This window comes from Nocardiopsis changdeensis, assembly GCF_018316655.1.
GTDB lineage: Bacteria > Actinomycetota > Actinomycetes > Streptosporangiales > Streptosporangiaceae > Nocardiopsis > Nocardiopsis changdeensis.
In genome coordinates, this window is sequence record NZ_CP074133.1 from 2670571 (window position 1) to 2684237 (window position 13667).

The 13667-nt window shown below is 76.7% G+C and carries 11 protein-coding genes; 4 read left to right on the forward strand and 7 right to left on the reverse strand.

The window, feature by feature from the left end:
* Positions 1 to 100: 100 nt before the first annotated feature.
* The 3 genes from KGD84_RS12060 to KGD84_RS12070 all read right to left on the reverse strand — a co-directional run bounded on the left by KGD84_RS12060 (position 101) and on the right by KGD84_RS12070 (position 2208).
* Positions 101 to 535 carry a hypothetical protein gene (locus KGD84_RS12060; RefSeq protein ID WP_220560390.1) on the reverse strand — a complete coding sequence of 145 codons (435 nt, stop codon included), beginning with the start codon at positions 533 to 535 and terminating at the stop codon, positions 101 to 103.
* Between the two features lie 136 nt (positions 536 to 671).
* Positions 672 to 1403: a class I SAM-dependent methyltransferase gene (locus tag KGD84_RS12065; protein ID WP_220560391.1), complete on the reverse strand. Its 732-nt coding sequence runs from the start codon at positions 1401 to 1403 to the stop codon at positions 672 to 674.
* Between the two features lie 310 nt (positions 1404 to 1713).
* On the reverse strand, positions 1714 to 2208 hold the full coding sequence (locus KGD84_RS12070; RefSeq protein ID WP_220560392.1) for a hypothetical protein: 495 nt from the start codon (positions 2206 to 2208) through the stop codon (positions 1714 to 1716).
* 278 nt (positions 2209 to 2486) lie between these two features.
* Here KGD84_RS12070 and KGD84_RS12075 point away from each other — a divergent pair, with 278 nt between their 5' ends.
* Entirely contained in the window at positions 2487 to 2906 is a 420-nt protein-coding gene (locus KGD84_RS12075; RefSeq protein ID WP_220560393.1) for a YchJ family protein, read from the forward strand.
* A 4-nt stretch (positions 2907 to 2910) separates the two neighbouring features.
* Here KGD84_RS12075 and KGD84_RS12080 read toward each other — a convergent pair whose 3' ends face one another.
* Positions 2911 to 4296: a hypothetical protein gene (locus KGD84_RS12080; protein ID WP_255646472.1), complete on the reverse strand. Its 1386-nt coding sequence runs from the start codon at positions 4294 to 4296 to the stop codon at positions 2911 to 2913.
* Between the two features lie 194 nt (positions 4297 to 4490).
* Positions 4491 to 6578, reverse strand: coding sequence for an N-6 DNA methylase (locus KGD84_RS12085; protein ID WP_220560394.1), 2088 nt, complete (start codon positions 6576 to 6578; stop codon positions 4491 to 4493).
* Positions 6579 to 6781: 203 nt separating this feature from the next.
* Between KGD84_RS12085 and KGD84_RS12090 the strand changes: the two genes are divergently transcribed.
* Together KGD84_RS12090 and KGD84_RS12095 are read left to right on the forward strand one after the other, a co-directional pair.
* Positions 6782 to 7405 carry a hypothetical protein gene (locus tag KGD84_RS12090; RefSeq protein WP_220560395.1) on the forward strand — a complete coding sequence of 208 codons (624 nt, stop codon included), beginning with the start codon at positions 6782 to 6784 and terminating at the stop codon, positions 7403 to 7405.
* Positions 7406 to 7550: 145 nt separating this feature from the next.
* A complete protein-coding gene (locus tag KGD84_RS12095) occupies positions 7551 to 9596 on the forward strand; it encodes a hypothetical protein (protein ID WP_220560397.1) in 2046 nt (681 codons plus the stop codon).
* 462 nt (positions 9597 to 10058) lie between these two features.
* On the opposite strand, the gene KGD84_RS12100 is transcribed toward KGD84_RS12095, so the two are convergent.
* Entirely contained in the window at positions 10059 to 11009 is a 951-nt protein-coding gene (locus tag KGD84_RS12100) for a hypothetical protein (RefSeq protein WP_220560398.1), read from the reverse strand.
* A gap of 253 nt (positions 11010 to 11262) precedes the next feature.
* On the opposite strand from KGD84_RS12100, the gene KGD84_RS12105 reads away from it, so the two are divergent.
* Complete coding sequence (locus tag KGD84_RS12105) at positions 11263 to 11859, forward strand: histidine phosphatase family protein (RefSeq protein WP_220560399.1); 597 nt, start codon at positions 11263 to 11265, stop codon at positions 11857 to 11859.
* Between the two features lie 618 nt (positions 11860 to 12477).
* Here KGD84_RS12105 and KGD84_RS12110 read toward each other — a convergent pair.
* Complete coding sequence (locus KGD84_RS12110) at positions 12478 to 13623, reverse strand: hypothetical protein (RefSeq protein ID WP_220560400.1); 1146 nt, start codon at positions 13621 to 13623, stop codon at positions 12478 to 12480.
* Positions 13624 to 13667 lie beyond the last annotated feature (44 nt).

Here is a 13667-nt window from a genome sequence, read left to right on the forward strand (position 1 = left end):
CCGATCATGGCAGAGGCGGCGGTCCCGTGGGGGACGCCCGTCCGGTTCCGGCCGTGCCCGGCGCGCGGGGGCGCGGGGGAGGGGCCGGGGCGCCGCGGCCTCACCGGGCGTGGAAGGCGGAGAGGTCGACGGCCGGGGCCGGGGCGAACTCCACACCGTGCTCGGGCGGGACCGGTTCGCCGGAGGCGGCGTCGGTGCAGTGGGCGTCGAACATCTGGGCCTCGTCGAGGGGGACGAGGGCGTGGTCGGCGGCCCGCCAGCCGCGGACGACCTTGACGGGGATCTCGGTCCCGTCCGGGAGGGTGTGGGAGATGCGCGGTGTGAAGCTGCGCAGGACCACGGCGGCGCCGCGGCCGCCGGCCAGGACGGCGGAGAGCCGCTCCACCACCGGCGGGTGTTCGATGTCCCAGCCGCCGGTGTGCAGGACGACCGAGGTGGACGCCGTCCGGTCGGTGTGCACGGTGAGGATGTGGTGCCGGTCGGGAAGGTCCCTGAGCAGGGCGGACAACAGGATGCGGGCACGTGAGGTCAGCATGCTCCGAGTATGTGCTCCCCGGACCGCCCGGATCGGGTTGTCCACAGGCCGGATCCGCGCGGGGCCGCACGGGTTCCGACGGTCGGCGGGGTGCCCGGCCGGGCCCGTGGTGGGGCGCCGGCCGGTCCGGGACCGGTCAGCCGGGCTTGCGCAGGACGGTGATGCGGTCGCGGTACTTGGCGACGGTGTACTGGCCGCGGTCGCCCCAGGAGCCGCGCTGCTCGATGACCTCCAGGCCGTGGTCGGCGGCCCAGCGGGCGAAGGCCTCGGCGGAGACGTCGGAGCGGTTGCCGTCGTCGCGCCAGCGCCGCTGGCTGATCCAGCGCTGGGCGACGCGGCCCGCGCGCCCGGCGCGGCGGGTGGCCGGGGCCAGGCGCAGCGACCAGTCGGGCTTGCCCGCGTGGTGGACGACCGCGGTTGCGCCCGGCACCATGACCCGGGACATCTCGCCGAGGTAGCCGGTGATGACGTCCGGGTCCAGGTGGACGAAGACGTCGAAGGACCACACGAACGCGATGGAGGCGTCCGGGACGGGCGCCATGCCGCAGTCGGCGGTGTGGTGGACGCGCAGGCCGGGGTGGTCGGCGAACCGCTCCCGGCAGTGGTCGAGGCAGTTCTCGTTGACGTCCACGATCCACACGTGCGGGGAGCGCTCCAGCAGGTGCTCGGTCCAGCGGCCGTGGCCGGGGCCGATCTCCAGGGAGGGGCCGCGGGAGGCGCCCGGGACGAGCAGGGTGTCGATGAGGGAGGCCTTCCACTCCTCGTAGGGCTGACCGCAGTAGGCGGCCATGAAGGACCACTCGTCGCCGTTCTTGTCCCAGGAATGCGTTTTGCCCCAGGCCTTGCGATTCCATTCGACTGTCGGCATTTTCTCTGTTCCTCCTGTTCGCGTGCCCCGTGGGAGTATTGGGAATTTCCCTCGAGGCGGAGAATGCGCGTTCCGAATCCTACTCCCGGGTCGCCGGAGGGGTGTTTTCTCTTTTCTTTTTTGGGTGCTGCCGATCAGGGTGACCTGGAAAATGGTGAAATGCAATGATCTACGCTATAAAGGTGGCGCATGGATCAACGCAGCACACACCGGTGCCTTCATTCGGGCCGACAACGGTCGGATCCCGTCCTGCGCCGCGCACGGCACGGCCCGGGAACGGGGCCTCCGGCCGGGCCGTGCCCCGCGGGGGTCAGGAGGTGCGCAGACGGGCCGCGGTGGCGGGGTCGAGGTCGTCCAGGGCCGCGAGGGACGCGGCGTAGGCGGCGGTGCCCTCCGGGCCCAGGGCCTCGGCGTAGGCGTCCGCGGAGACGGCGGGGACCTCCTGGCCGTTGGCCTGGGCGGTCAGCAGCCAGCGGGCGACCTCGTCCGGGGCGAGCCCGGCCCGGGCGCAGGCGGCGGCGTGCAGCGGGACCAGGGCGGCGGCCTCCGCGGCCGGGGCGGCGGGGTCCGCCAGCAGCGGCACCGTGTGGTCGATCAGGACGATGGCGCGGCGGGCCAGGGATTCGGCCGCGGCCCACTCGCCCAGCCCGGACAGCGCCTCCACCTCGCCCACCACGTCGCGGACGGCCGCCGTGTACTCCTCGGCGCGGTCGGGGACGGCGCCGGGGTCGGCCAGCAGGGCCAGGGGGTCGGGGCCGGGGAGGAGCTCGTCGGGCAGGTCGGGGGTGTCCGGGAAGGAGGCCATGGGGCCAGTGTCCCGCGTCCGGCCGCCGGACGGCGCCGACGGGAGGCGCGCCGGGCCCGCCCCGAGCGATGCGGTGGGATCTCTCAGGGGGCCGCTGCCGGTCCCCCGCCCGGAGTCCGCCAACGGGCCAGGAGGAAGGCGGCCCCGGCCAGGACCGTGGCCGCTCCCGAGCACACCATGAGGGCGCGGGCCCCACCGGCGCCCGCGGCGGCGCCCCGGCGGCGGGTCCCGCGGGGCGAGCGGATTTCCCGGCGTTCGCGGGGCGCCACAATGGGAGGATGTCGCAGCGCAGAACTCCCACAGGTACCCGCCGCCCCCTGGACACCGACGCCTGCCCCTGCGGGGGCGGGGAGTACGGCTCCTGCTGCGGCCCGGCCCACCGCGGGGACCGGGCGGCCGCCACCGCCGAGGCGCTCATGCGTTCGCGCTACAGCGCGTTCGCCGTCGGGGACCGCGCCTACCTGGAGCGCACCTGGCACCCCGAGACCCGGCCGGCCCGGGTGGAGGCCGGTCCCGGCACCGAGTGGACCGGGCTGGAGATCCTGGAGACCAACGGCGGCACCCCCTTCCACACCGACGGCACGGTGCGGTTCCGCGCCCGCTACCGGGAGGGCGGCCGGGCCGGGGAGATGGTGGAGCACAGCCGCTTCACACGCCTGGACGGAGCGTGGGTCTACGTGGACGCGCTGCCCGCCTGAGCGGTCATCCCGGGCGGCGCAGGGCCCGGGCCAGGAAGGCGGCGGTGCGGGACCGGGCGGCCCGCTCGGGGTCGGGGTGGAGGCGGCCCAGCGCCTCCAGGACCTGCACGGTGTCGGGGTGGTCGGTGCGGCGCAGCCGGTCGACGTCGTCCAGGATGAGGGATTCCAGCCCGCCGGTGGCGGGGGAGGCGAGGAAGTCCGCCAGGCCGTCCTCCCCGGCGGACAGCGCGGCGGCGAGCATGTCCACGACCACCCACGGGCCGCGGCCCGCCATGATCCGGTCGATCTCGTCCTGGCGCAGCATCCGCGAGCCCAGCAGCACGATCGCCGCCAGGTGCGCCAGGGCCGGGCGGTCGCAGGTCAGCAGGGCGCGCAGCTGCGGACCCAGGTGCGAGCTGGTCAGCTCCAGGACCGCGGCGCCCTCCCAGCGGCGCGGCTCCGCGCCGGGCCGGTCGACGGCCTCGCAGATCTCCCGCAGGGCGCGCGCCGGGGTGCGCGCGGCCAGCCAGGAGTCGATCGCGATGATCCGCCCGTCGGGGGAGAAGGACTGCAGCGAGTCGAGGAACGCGCCGGCCTCCACCCGGCCGACGTCGTCGACGAGCGGTGCGGGGACCCCCACCGACAGCAGGATCTGGCGTACCCCGTAGCGGCCCAGCGGGGTGAGCCGCACCAGGCACGGGCCGCCGCCCGGCCGGCGGCGGTCGAGGTGGACGGCCCCGGTCTCGGCCAGCTGGCACAGCATGTGCAGGAGCAGGTCGGGCAGGCGGCGGCGGATCCGCGCCGTCACCGGCACCGCTCCGGGGGCGGCCAGCAGCGCGGCGATCAGGTCGGTGAGGGGGACGCGGGAGCGGTCGGGCGCCTCGTACAGGGAGCGCAGTACCGGGGGGAGCAGATCGGGGCCGGTGGTGCCGGGCTCGGTGGTCAGGTCGCCGCGGGCGCCCTCGACGGCGGCCTCGAACATGTCGGTCCACCACAGCAGGATCTGTCTGGGGTCGCGGGCCCTCTCCTCCAGGTCGGGGGCGGGGCGGGCCTGTCCCGCGGCGAGTTCGACCATGCCCAGCCGGACCGCCTCCCACCAGGGCAGAGCGAAGGCGGGGGCGGGCGGGTCGGACGCCCGGTCGCCGTCCGGCCCGGGGGGTCCGCCCGGCGGGGGGGCGGCGGGCCGCAGGGAGAGGGTGCGCACGGCCTCGCGGATCAGCGGGGTGTCGGGGAACCCGCGCGCGGTGACCGGGACGGTGGGCCCCGTCCAGCGGGCCAGGGCCAGGGCGTTGGCGTACAGGGGGCAGTGCGAGGCGGCGAAGGCCAGCTGTGTGCGGGGGTGCAGGCGCACCGGGCGGGCCGAGACCCGGGGCGGGTCCGGCGGGGGCGGGCGATGAGAGGGCGTGTCCACTCCCGGATTCTCCTTACGAGGAGGGAACCGACGTCACCTTCTCTATCGCCCCGGGGCCGGGTCTCGGGCGGTTTTCCGTGACATCGGTCCGGAAAACCCTGCCGGCGGGGGCGGCGAACCGCGCGTTCGGTGGGAAAAGGGGCAGGTTGGCCGGTCCCGCCGGGGGTGGTCGGCCCGCCCCGTCCCGGCCGGGGTCAGTGGGAATGCGGGGCAGGGCTCCAGCGGCCCGCGATCAGGTCCACGCTGCGGTCGGCCAGGTCCTGGCCCAGGGCGTCCAGTTCGTGCAGGGCGTCGCGGAACCGCGCCACCTGCCGGAACATCTCCCCGTGGCGGCGCTGCTCCTCCACCGGCAGGACCGGGAGGCGCATGCGTGCCGGGTCCACGCGCAGGCTGCCGCGCGTACTGCTGCTGACCCGGGCGATGGTGCGGCTCTCGGCGGTGCTGGTGACGAACCCGGCCAGGAACCACGGATCGACCGCGCCCGGGTTGGTGCGCACCACGTACAGGCCCGGCCCCGGGTAGGCGCCCGCGTCGGCCGCGGTGGCGACCCGGGCCACCGGGCGGGCGGCCACCGCGGGGATGAGCACGTCGCCCTCCTGGACCGGGGGGTTGCGCATGGGGTCGGCGTCGACCTCCTCGGTGCCTGAGGCGGGGCGGCCCCGGGCGACGTCCTCGCCGGAGATCACCCGGGCGGTGGTCCGGGCGTCCCCGGTCCGGTGGTCCCGGTCGGTGCGGCGGGCGGCGGGGCGGCGGATCGTCACGGACCCGGCCTTGGCCAGCTCCGCCAGGGTGACCACCCGGGTGGGCTCGGCGCCGGGCTCCTCTCCGGGGGGCCGGGGCACCAGTGTGCGCAGGGCGCGCAGAGCGGTCTCCACCCGGCGGCGGTCGCGGGCGAACGCCTCCAGGTCGACGGCGGCGCCGCGGGGGACGGGCAGGCGCGGGCGCGGGGTGAGGTCGACGTCCTCGTCCAGCAGGTCCACCACGTCCACGCCGCGGGCGACGCCGGGTTCCGCCACCCCGGCGGGGTCGGTGAGGAAGGCCCGCCACAGCCGGTCGACGTGGTCCACGACGGAGGCCTCGTCGGCGGGGGCGCCCGGGTCGTGGGGGGAGGTGTCGGCGAGCAGGACCGGCCCGGGGGCCCGCCCGGGTTCGGGGCGGCGCAGCACCCACAGCTGCAGGGGGACGGCGTAGTGGGCGGCCAGGCCCGGCGGCAGGGAGATGACGGCCCGGAACACGCCAGCGCGCAGCAGTTCGCGGCGGATGCGGCGCCCGGAGGGGCGGGCGGCGGCGCCGGGCGGCATCACCATCACGACGGAGCCGCCGGGGCGGGCCAGGGCCAGGCAGTGCTGGGCCCAGGCCAGGTCCGATTCCAGGCGCGGCGGGACCCCGTACACCCAGCGTTCGTCCTCGACGAGGTCCTCGGTGCCCCAGTTGCGCTCGCCGAAGGGCGGCGCGCACAGGACGGTGCCGGCGCCGCCGGCGGGCGGTGCCGGGGAGCGCAGGGCGTCGCCGACCACCAGGTGCAGGCGGTGGTCCAGCAGGCCGGCGAACCCGGCGCGCAGGGCGGCCAGCCGGGCGGAGGGGGCGTCCCGGTCCTGTCCGTGCAGGGGGGAGTGCCCGGCCCGGCCCGCGGCGAGCAGGAGTTCGCCGCGTCCGCACGCGGGGTCGGCGACGGCCCCGTCACCGGTCACGGGTCCGGCGAGGCGGACCATGAGGTCGGCCAGGGCGGGCGGCAGGGTGTGGGAGCCGGAGGGGGCGCGCTGGTCCAGGCGGGCCAGCAGGCGTTCGAAGGCCGTGGCGGGGCTGCTGCCGCGGGCGGCGCGCACGGCGGCGTCGGCCAGGACGGGCAGCTGGGCCCGGGGCGGCGAGTCGGGCCCGACCAGGTACTCCAGGCCCGCGTCGGCCAGGGACGCGGCGAACCCGGTGCGGGCGGCGTCGAACAGGGCGTCGGGGTCGGCGGTCCCGGCGGCGGGCGTGCCGTGGCGGTGCAGGTGCAGTAGCAGGATCCCGACCCAGGCCAGGGCGGACTCGGCGGGCATGGCCGAGCGCAGGGAGTCCACCGCCTGCCACAGGCGCTGGTCGGAGTCGATGCTGGGGGCGCCGCGGTGGGCGGACAGCCAGCGCTCCACCGCGGCGAGGTCGAAGCGGGGGCTGCGGTCGGTGCCGCCGACCGGGCGGGGGAAGTCGTCGTGGCGCCGCCGCCAGTTGCTGACCGCTGTGGGTTTGACCCCGGCGATCCTGGCGATGTCGGCGGAGGTCACCTCCACGTCACCGGTGTCCATGAGGTGTCCCATCCACGCTGGCGAACGAACAGGGCACGAGTGTACACATGCGGTTCCGAACACCGGTCCGGGCACAGCCGAAAAGGTGGTTGGCCGGATTCACATCCGGTGCTCTGGGCGGGGCCGGGGACGGCGGCGAGGCGTCGGTCCCGATTCGGACGAACACCCCACACGGCGGCCCCGCGCGGTCTAGCTTCGTTTTCATGGCCGATGACACGATCGGGGCGTCCTACCCCGCAACGGTCCCCGCAGCCCTGGCGGAGACCCTGGAGAAACTCGATCTGCGCGAGGGACTGCTCCGGGAGCTGCAGTGCTACCCGGAGGAGGCCGGCACCATCCTGGTGGAGACCGCCGAGCACCTGCTGCACGAGGGGGAGCGGGAGCAGGGGCTGCGGTTGCTGGAGGCCCTGCGCGACCACCCGCCGGCCCCCGAGGACGCCCAGTACGCCCTCATCGAGATCGCCCGCGACCTGCGCGAGCAGGGCCGGGGGGCGGAGTCGGAGCGGATGGTGGAGGACCTGCTGCGCGCCGAAGGGCTGCAGCCGGGCCCGGCCGGGCTGCTGGCCGACCTGTTCGAGGGCGACGGGGACCCGGTCCGGGCGCTGCACTGCTACAACATCGCGGCCCGGGAGCTGCTGGCCCACCCGGACGAGTCCCTGGCGGGGGCGAGCGTGTACGACATCGGCCCCCTGGTGGGGCGGGCCCGGCTGCGCGGCGAGGCCGGGCTGGAGCCGGACGGCCACGACCTGGTGGCGCTGGAGGCGGCCGGGCGGTTCTGGAGCGAGCGCCAGGGGGAGGCGTGGCCGCCCCCCGGACCGGGGGCCTGACGGCGCGGCCCTGGCCGGGGCGATCGTGTGCCCTGAGGGGCCGCGGGACGGACCCCGGCGCCGCCCCACGGCGCCCGCCCGTGTCCTACGATGCTGTCCCTGAGGGTGCGTGCGGGCGCCCGGAGGTTTCTCTTTGGAGGGGTCCGTGGCCGTCGCACCGGGTTCGGGTGAGGGGCTCGTCCGCGTCGTCCCCGGGTCGCCGCTGGACGCCGCGCTGCCGGTGGAGGGCGGGCGGGGCCGCCTGGCGGTGCGCGACGGCGTCGAGGGCGTCCTGCACTGCGCGCTGGTGATGGAGGACGTGCGGCTCACCGCCTCCGAACGCGTCGGCCTGGGCTGGCTGCTGCGCGAGCACCAGGAGTTCACGGCCTCCTCCTTCGTGCCCGGGGACGGCGCCGGGTTCGCGGAGTTGTGCGCCGGGCTGCGCGAGGGCGGACCCGGCTGCGGGGTGGTCCTGGGCCTGCCCGGCGAGGGCCGCACCGCCACCGCGGTGGCCGCCCTGTCCCGGGCCGGGCTGGTGGTGCGGCCGCTGATGGCCGACACCGACGAGGACGACCCCTTCCAGGGGGTGTGGCCCGAGGAGGGGCGCGGCTACCTGGTGGACGTGTCCGGGGCCGGGCCGCTGCAGGACGCTTTCCTGCGCGCGCTGGGCGGCTTCGCCGGGGTCGCCGCCCACGGCGGTGCGGCCCTGGTGGTGGTCGCCGAGCCCGGGCAGTGGGACGCCGCCCCCGTCCCGGGCGCCGTGCACCTGCGGGTCCGGCCGCCCGAACGGCGGGAGGTGCTGGCCGCGCACCTGGGGTGCCTGCTGGGCGACCGCCACCGGGCGGCGCGCTGGGCGCGCGAGCTCGACGGGCGCGGGATGCTGCGCGGCGCGACCCCGGGGGAGGCGGCCGCCCTGGCCAGGAGCGCGCACGCCGTGCTCACCGGCCGCGAGCGCGGGGCGGGCGAACAGGAGCAGATCACCCTGATCCGCGAACGGCACCGGGGCAGCGGCGAGGTCGCCGCCTGGTTCGCCGGCGCCACCGGCCCCGACGGGGTGTGGAGCCGGGTGGTGGTCGCGGCGCTGGCCGTCCTGGAGGGGGAGCCGGTCGAGGCCGCACTGGCGGGCGCCCGCGGCCTGGCCGCGGAACTGGGGGTGGAGCCCCGGGAGACCGACGGCATCGCCGGGGCCGGCGTCGGCCCGACCCTGGAGCGCGTGGGGGCCCGGCGCACCGCCGCCGGAGAGGTGCTCTTCGAACGGGAGGACCGTGCCGACGGGGTGCTGGAGCACCTGTGGGCCGAGCACCCGGGCGTGCGGTCGGCCCTGGTGCGGTGGGCGGCCGCCGAGGCGGTGCGCCGCGGCGGGGAGACCGCGCACCGGATCGGGGCCCGGCTGTTCTCGCTGTTCGACCGGTGCGACGCCCCGGCCGCGCTGGTGGGCCTGTTTGACGCCTGGGTGGGCGAGCCGGACCTGGTGGACGCGGTGGTGGCGCTGTCCTCGGCGGCCCTGGTGCACCCCCGGTTCGCGCGGGCGCTGCGCGAGCGCCTGTACGAGGAGGCCCGGACGCCCGCGTCGGTGGTCACGGCCCGTGTGGTGGCGCGGGTGTGCGCCGAGTACGGAAAGGCCGACCCGGTGGGCGCGCTGACCCGGCTGAAGTGGCTGGTGGAGGTGGACGAGGACGCCGAGGCGGCGCTGGGGGAGCTGGCCCGCCACGAGGGCCTGCACCCGGCTCTGGTGCGGGCGGCGCTGGAGTGGATCGGCGGCGCGCTGCCCTGGAACACCCAGGCGACCTCGCCGGTGCGGGCCGACGCCGGGGTGCGCCTGCTGGAGGGGTTGATGGCGGCCGAGGCCGACGGTGTGCCGGTGCTGCTGGCCCGGCACCTGCGCGAACCCGGCGAGGAGGGGGAGCGGCTGCTGGGCCCGGCCTGGTACGCGCTGTTGGAGTTCGGGGCGCACGAGCGGGTGCGCGGCGCCCTGCGGCCGTGGCTGCGGGCGGCGCTGGCCGACGCCGCCGGGTTCGACGAGGTGGTGTACACGCTGGGGTGCGCGGTGGCCGGGCTGGCCGACGCGGAACCGGACGCGGTGGCGCGCCGGTCGGCGCGCCTGGACCGGGCGCTGTCCGAGGCGTGCGCACGGGAGGGGCTGGAGCCGGCCGAGGGCGAGCGGCTGCGGGAGGCCCTGGGGCTGGCCCCGGCCCGGGACCGCACTGCCTGATCTCCGGCCCGGCACGGGATCGCGGTACCTGCCCTCCGCCCTGGCCCGGGGCCGTGCAGGCCGACCCCTGCCCCGAGCTGGAGCCGCGGCGCCTGGCCCCCGCCCAGAGTTGGAGCCGCGGCGCCTGGTTCCCGCCCTGGCCCGGGACCGAACCGCCTGCCCTCCGCTCCGGTGCGGGACCGCGCCGCCTGTCCCCGCTCCGGGCCGGGGTCGTGGCGCCTGACCCCTGCTCCGGGCCGAGGACGCGCAGGCTGCCCCTTGTCCAGGCGCGGGGCCGCGGCGGGGTCGGGCCCAGGGGCGGGGTGGTGCCCGGCGCGGCCGCCGACGGTGTTCCGGCTCAGGGCCGTGTCTCCTATGGCCCGCACGTGGCCCACACGGCGGGGCCCGGCCGCCGCGCCCGGGCGGGCCGACATGGGCGCGTGGCGGGGCCCTGTGCCCGGGGGCGTGGCCGGGCCGGGCGGGTCAGTCGGGCAGCAGGGCCCCGGCGGCGGGCGGGGTCGGGTCGGCCCACGGCAGCGGGGCCTCGGCGGCGACCTCGCGCATGCGCCGGTAGGCCGCGTCGTCGGAGGGGCGCGGCGCCCCGTCCTCGGCCAGCAGGTGGGTCAGCGGCGGGGCCGTACCGCCGTCGTCCAGGACCACCGTCTTCTGCCGGGCGCCGTCGCGCAGGGTCAGCCGCACCTCGGTGACGTTGTCCGCGCTGCGCAGGTGGAACAGCCCGGCCAGGTCCACCCGGCGGGCCAGGATCTGCTCCGTCAGCGGGGCGGGCAGGTGGCGCTGCCCCGACGGCGGGGTCAGGACGTGCCGGAAGGTCCCCATCGGCCGCGGGTCCTCCAGGTTGAACAGGTCCGCGCCGCGGGTGACCTCCACGACCTCCACCTTCACGGCGTGGGCGCCCTCCAGGAACCTGCGGTAGGCGGCCGAGTCCGACAGCGGGGCGCAGCGCAGCGACAGGCGCCCGCCCAGCCGGGCGTCCACGCACCGCTTGAGGTGGTCCAGCAGGATGGTCCCGGCGCCGCGGCCCTGGTGGCGCTCGGTCATCGCCAGGGCGTGGGCGCCGCCCAGGGGCACCACCAGCAGGGCGCGCAGGTGGGTGGTGGCGGCCTCCTGCGCCCCATAGTGGTAGGGGTCCCTGTCCTCGGCGACGCTGCGGATGGTGCCCGGGGTGCCGAACCTGCCGTAGTCCAGCCGGATCTCGATCTCGCGGTCGCCGGTCCGGCGGTGGTCGCCCACCGACAGGTGGGAGCGGCGCTCGGGGTCGGTCACCGGTCTCTCCTGCAGTTCGCGCACGGCGCCGTGGAGGAGGTCGAGCAGGTCGGTCCCCTCGTCGTCGAGGCGGTCCACCGGAGGGTGGTCGTCCGGGCGTCCGGGCGGGGCCGCCCACAGCCGGTAAGCAGCGAAACCGTGAGTGGCCACGCATGTCCTTCACGTCGTCGGTCCGGGTGCGCGGCCCGGGCGGGCGGCGCGGAACACCAGCGTAATGGGGGTGCGGCGGTAGTGCGCCGAGCGCCGCAGCCGGGGGCCGGCCGGGGCGTTCGTGTCACCGCACCCCTGTGGGCGCGGTGCGCGGGGCGGGGGACGCGGGCCCGGGGCGGTCGGTGGACCGTTGCGCCGGTGTCAAAGGGGAACGGGCGGAGTGCAGCGGCCGGGGCGGGGCACAACACCGACCATGGGTGTATTGGTACTGGTCAGGCACGGACAGACCGAGTGGAGCAAGGGGCATCGGCACACCGGCCTCACGGATGTTCCCCTGACGCGGGAGGGGGAGCGGCAGGCCGAGGCACTGCGGCCGCTGCTGGCGGACCGAGGGATCGGGTGGGTGATCACCAGCCCGCTGAGCCGGGCGGCGCGCACCGCCGAACTCGCCGGTCTCGCCGTGACGCGGACCGATCCCGACCTGCGGGAGTGGGACTACGGCGGATACGAGGGGGTGACCACCGAGGAGATCCGCCGGGAACGGCCCGGCTGGTACCTGTGGCGTGACGGGGTGGTCCCCGGCGATACCGGACACCCCGGCGAGCAGGTGGAGGAGGTGGCGGCGCGGGTCGACCGGGTGCTGGCCCCGCTGGCCGCGGAGGTGGGGGACCCGGGGGCGGCGGACACGGTTCTGGTGGCGCACGGCCACGTACTGCGGGTGCTCACGGCGCGGTGGCTGGGGCTGGAGGGCCGGGAGGGGGCGCTGTTCCGGCTGGGGACCGGGGCGGTGTGCACGCTGGACCGGGAACACGGTCGGCCGGTGATCTCCTCCTGGAACCTGGTGCCGTGACGGCCCGGGGCCGGGGATCGGGGACGTGCGGAGGGGCGCGCCCGGGGACCGGAGCGGGGGAGGGACGGATCTCCCACCGACGGTCAGGACCGGACGGACTGGGCGCCGGGGGTGGCCGTTGGCCTGGCGCCGCATTCCCCGGTGAAGGGGTGGTCCTGTCAGGGGTGAGCAGGGGAAACTCGGGGCTCGACGGACCGGAATCGACGCCCGCCCTCGTGGCGGGGTCGGTCGTTTCTTTTGACGTGAGGTCTATGCCACCGGTTCCTCAGGGGCCACATGAGGCCACTCTGGAACCTTTTGCCTCAACCCGTGCGAGACGGGGACGGCCGGGCCTCCTCATGAACAGGGGACATGGAGGAGACCCGACCGCCGAAGCCCCTTCTCCAGATGAGAGGGGCGGTATCCGCCGGTGGTTCCCCGGGGGCCGGGGGAGGCCGGGAACACGCGGCGAAGGCATGCGGACACGATGGGTGCACCGTCGGTGGCAGGGTCTTCCATGAACGGAGGTCACGGAGGACCCCGCCACCTCGGCCCGCCGTCCGCGCGGGGGCTGCCGGAGGGCGGGCCGACGGTGGCGGCGGCACCGGAGGTGCGGGGTGCCGCCGCTCGGGGAAGGGTCTATGCGGCGTTCTCGCGGTCGAGCGCCGCGCCCGGTCTGAGGCCGAAGGGGACGCCGAAGCCGGTGAGCCGGCCCGTGCGCTCCAGGCGGTCGAAGATCTCCTGGGTGACGTCGTGGTCGGGGGCCGACCGGGGCGGCCACCCGAAGTGCTCGGCCACCGTGGACCAGCTCGGTCCGTGTCCGTGGTCGGAGCGGTACCGGGCCACCCAGTCGACCACCTCGGCCGCGCGCCCGCCCAGCAGCGCGTCGGCGCGCTCGGACACCGGGGTGTCCAGCGGCGTCGTCGCCGGGGAGGTTCGCGGCGGGGTCGGTGGCGGCGGGGCCAGGGGAGCCAGCCAGGCGGTGGTCTCACCCAGTTCCGCCTCTATGACCGCGCCATCGTCGCGGACCGACACGATCCACTCGATGCGCTCCAGCCACTCCAGCAGCTCGGTGAGCTCGTCGGGACCCGACAGCGCGCACGCCACGGTGACCTCCACCCGGGGGACCCGGATGCGGCCGCCGGGCAGGGCGCGCGACGCCAGGTAGGCACCGGTCAGCCGGAGCCGGTTGGGCTTCTTGCGCATCTTCTTGTGCCCCATCGCCCGGCCCACCCAGCCCGAGGCGCGCGAACGCACGCCCTGGCCGATGTTCCAGGGATTGCCCTGGAGGTCGGGCAGGTCGCACAGCGCCGGGTCGGAGGGGTGGGACTCGATCACCCGCTCGGGGGTGGTGACCAGCCAGCCCGAGGCGATCAGGTCGCCGAGCGAGGCGCGCGGGTCCTCCAGGCGTAGGATCCGCATGTCCTGCCCGAGCAGGTAGACCGCGCCGCGGATCGCCCCCCGCAGGGCGCAGACCAGGGCGAGGTAACGGCTGTCGGGGTCGCCGCCCACCTGCTTGGCGGCGACGTAGGCCCACACCTCCCGCAGGAACTCCATCTTGTGCAGGGTGATGGGCAGGTCCCGGTTGGGGTGCGGGGTCGGCGGGGGCGGCCCCTCCCGGCGCCTGGGCGGCTTGGGCGGCCAACCCGGAGGGTTGACCACACCCTGCTCGTGGCAGCGGACGCACTCCATCGCCGCGGCCAGGTCCGGATTGGGCCTGTGGAACCGTGGTCGCCGGACCTGACCGGCGGGGGCCGTCCCCGGGGTCCCGTTGTGCTGCGTCATGGCAAGGAGACTAGCGGTACCGGTCCCGCGGGGAGCGGTTGTCG

What these genes read in the sequence shown, in the direction of transcription:
- KGD84_RS12060 (WP_220560390.1), bottom strand. Translation starts at nt 535, where the DNA reads ATGCTGACCTCACGTGCCCGCATCCTGTTGTCCGCCCTGCTCAGGGAC.
- KGD84_RS12065 (WP_220560391.1), bottom strand. Translation starts at nt 1,403, where the DNA reads ATGCCGACAGTCGAATGGAATCGCAAGGCCTGGGGCAAAACGCATTCC.
- KGD84_RS12070 (WP_220560392.1), bottom strand. Translation starts at nt 2,208, where the DNA reads ATGGCCTCCTTCCCGGACACCCCCGACCTGCCCGACGAGCTCCTCCCC.
- KGD84_RS12075 (WP_220560393.1), top strand. Translation starts at nt 2,487, where the DNA reads ATGTCGCAGCGCAGAACTCCCACAGGTACCCGCCGCCCCCTGGACACC.
- KGD84_RS12085 (WP_220560394.1), bottom strand. Translation starts at nt 6,578, where the DNA reads ATGGACACCGGTGACGTGGAGGTGACCTCCGCCGACATCGCCAGGATC.
- KGD84_RS12090 (WP_220560395.1), top strand. Translation starts at nt 6,782, where the DNA reads ATGGCCGATGACACGATCGGGGCGTCCTACCCCGCAACGGTCCCCGCA.
- KGD84_RS12105 (WP_220560399.1), top strand. Translation starts at nt 11,263, where the DNA reads ATGGGTGTATTGGTACTGGTCAGGCACGGACAGACCGAGTGGAGCAAG.
- KGD84_RS12110 (WP_220560400.1), bottom strand. Translation starts at nt 13,623, where the DNA reads ATGACGCAGCACAACGGGACCCCGGGGACGGCCCCCGCCGGTCAGGTC.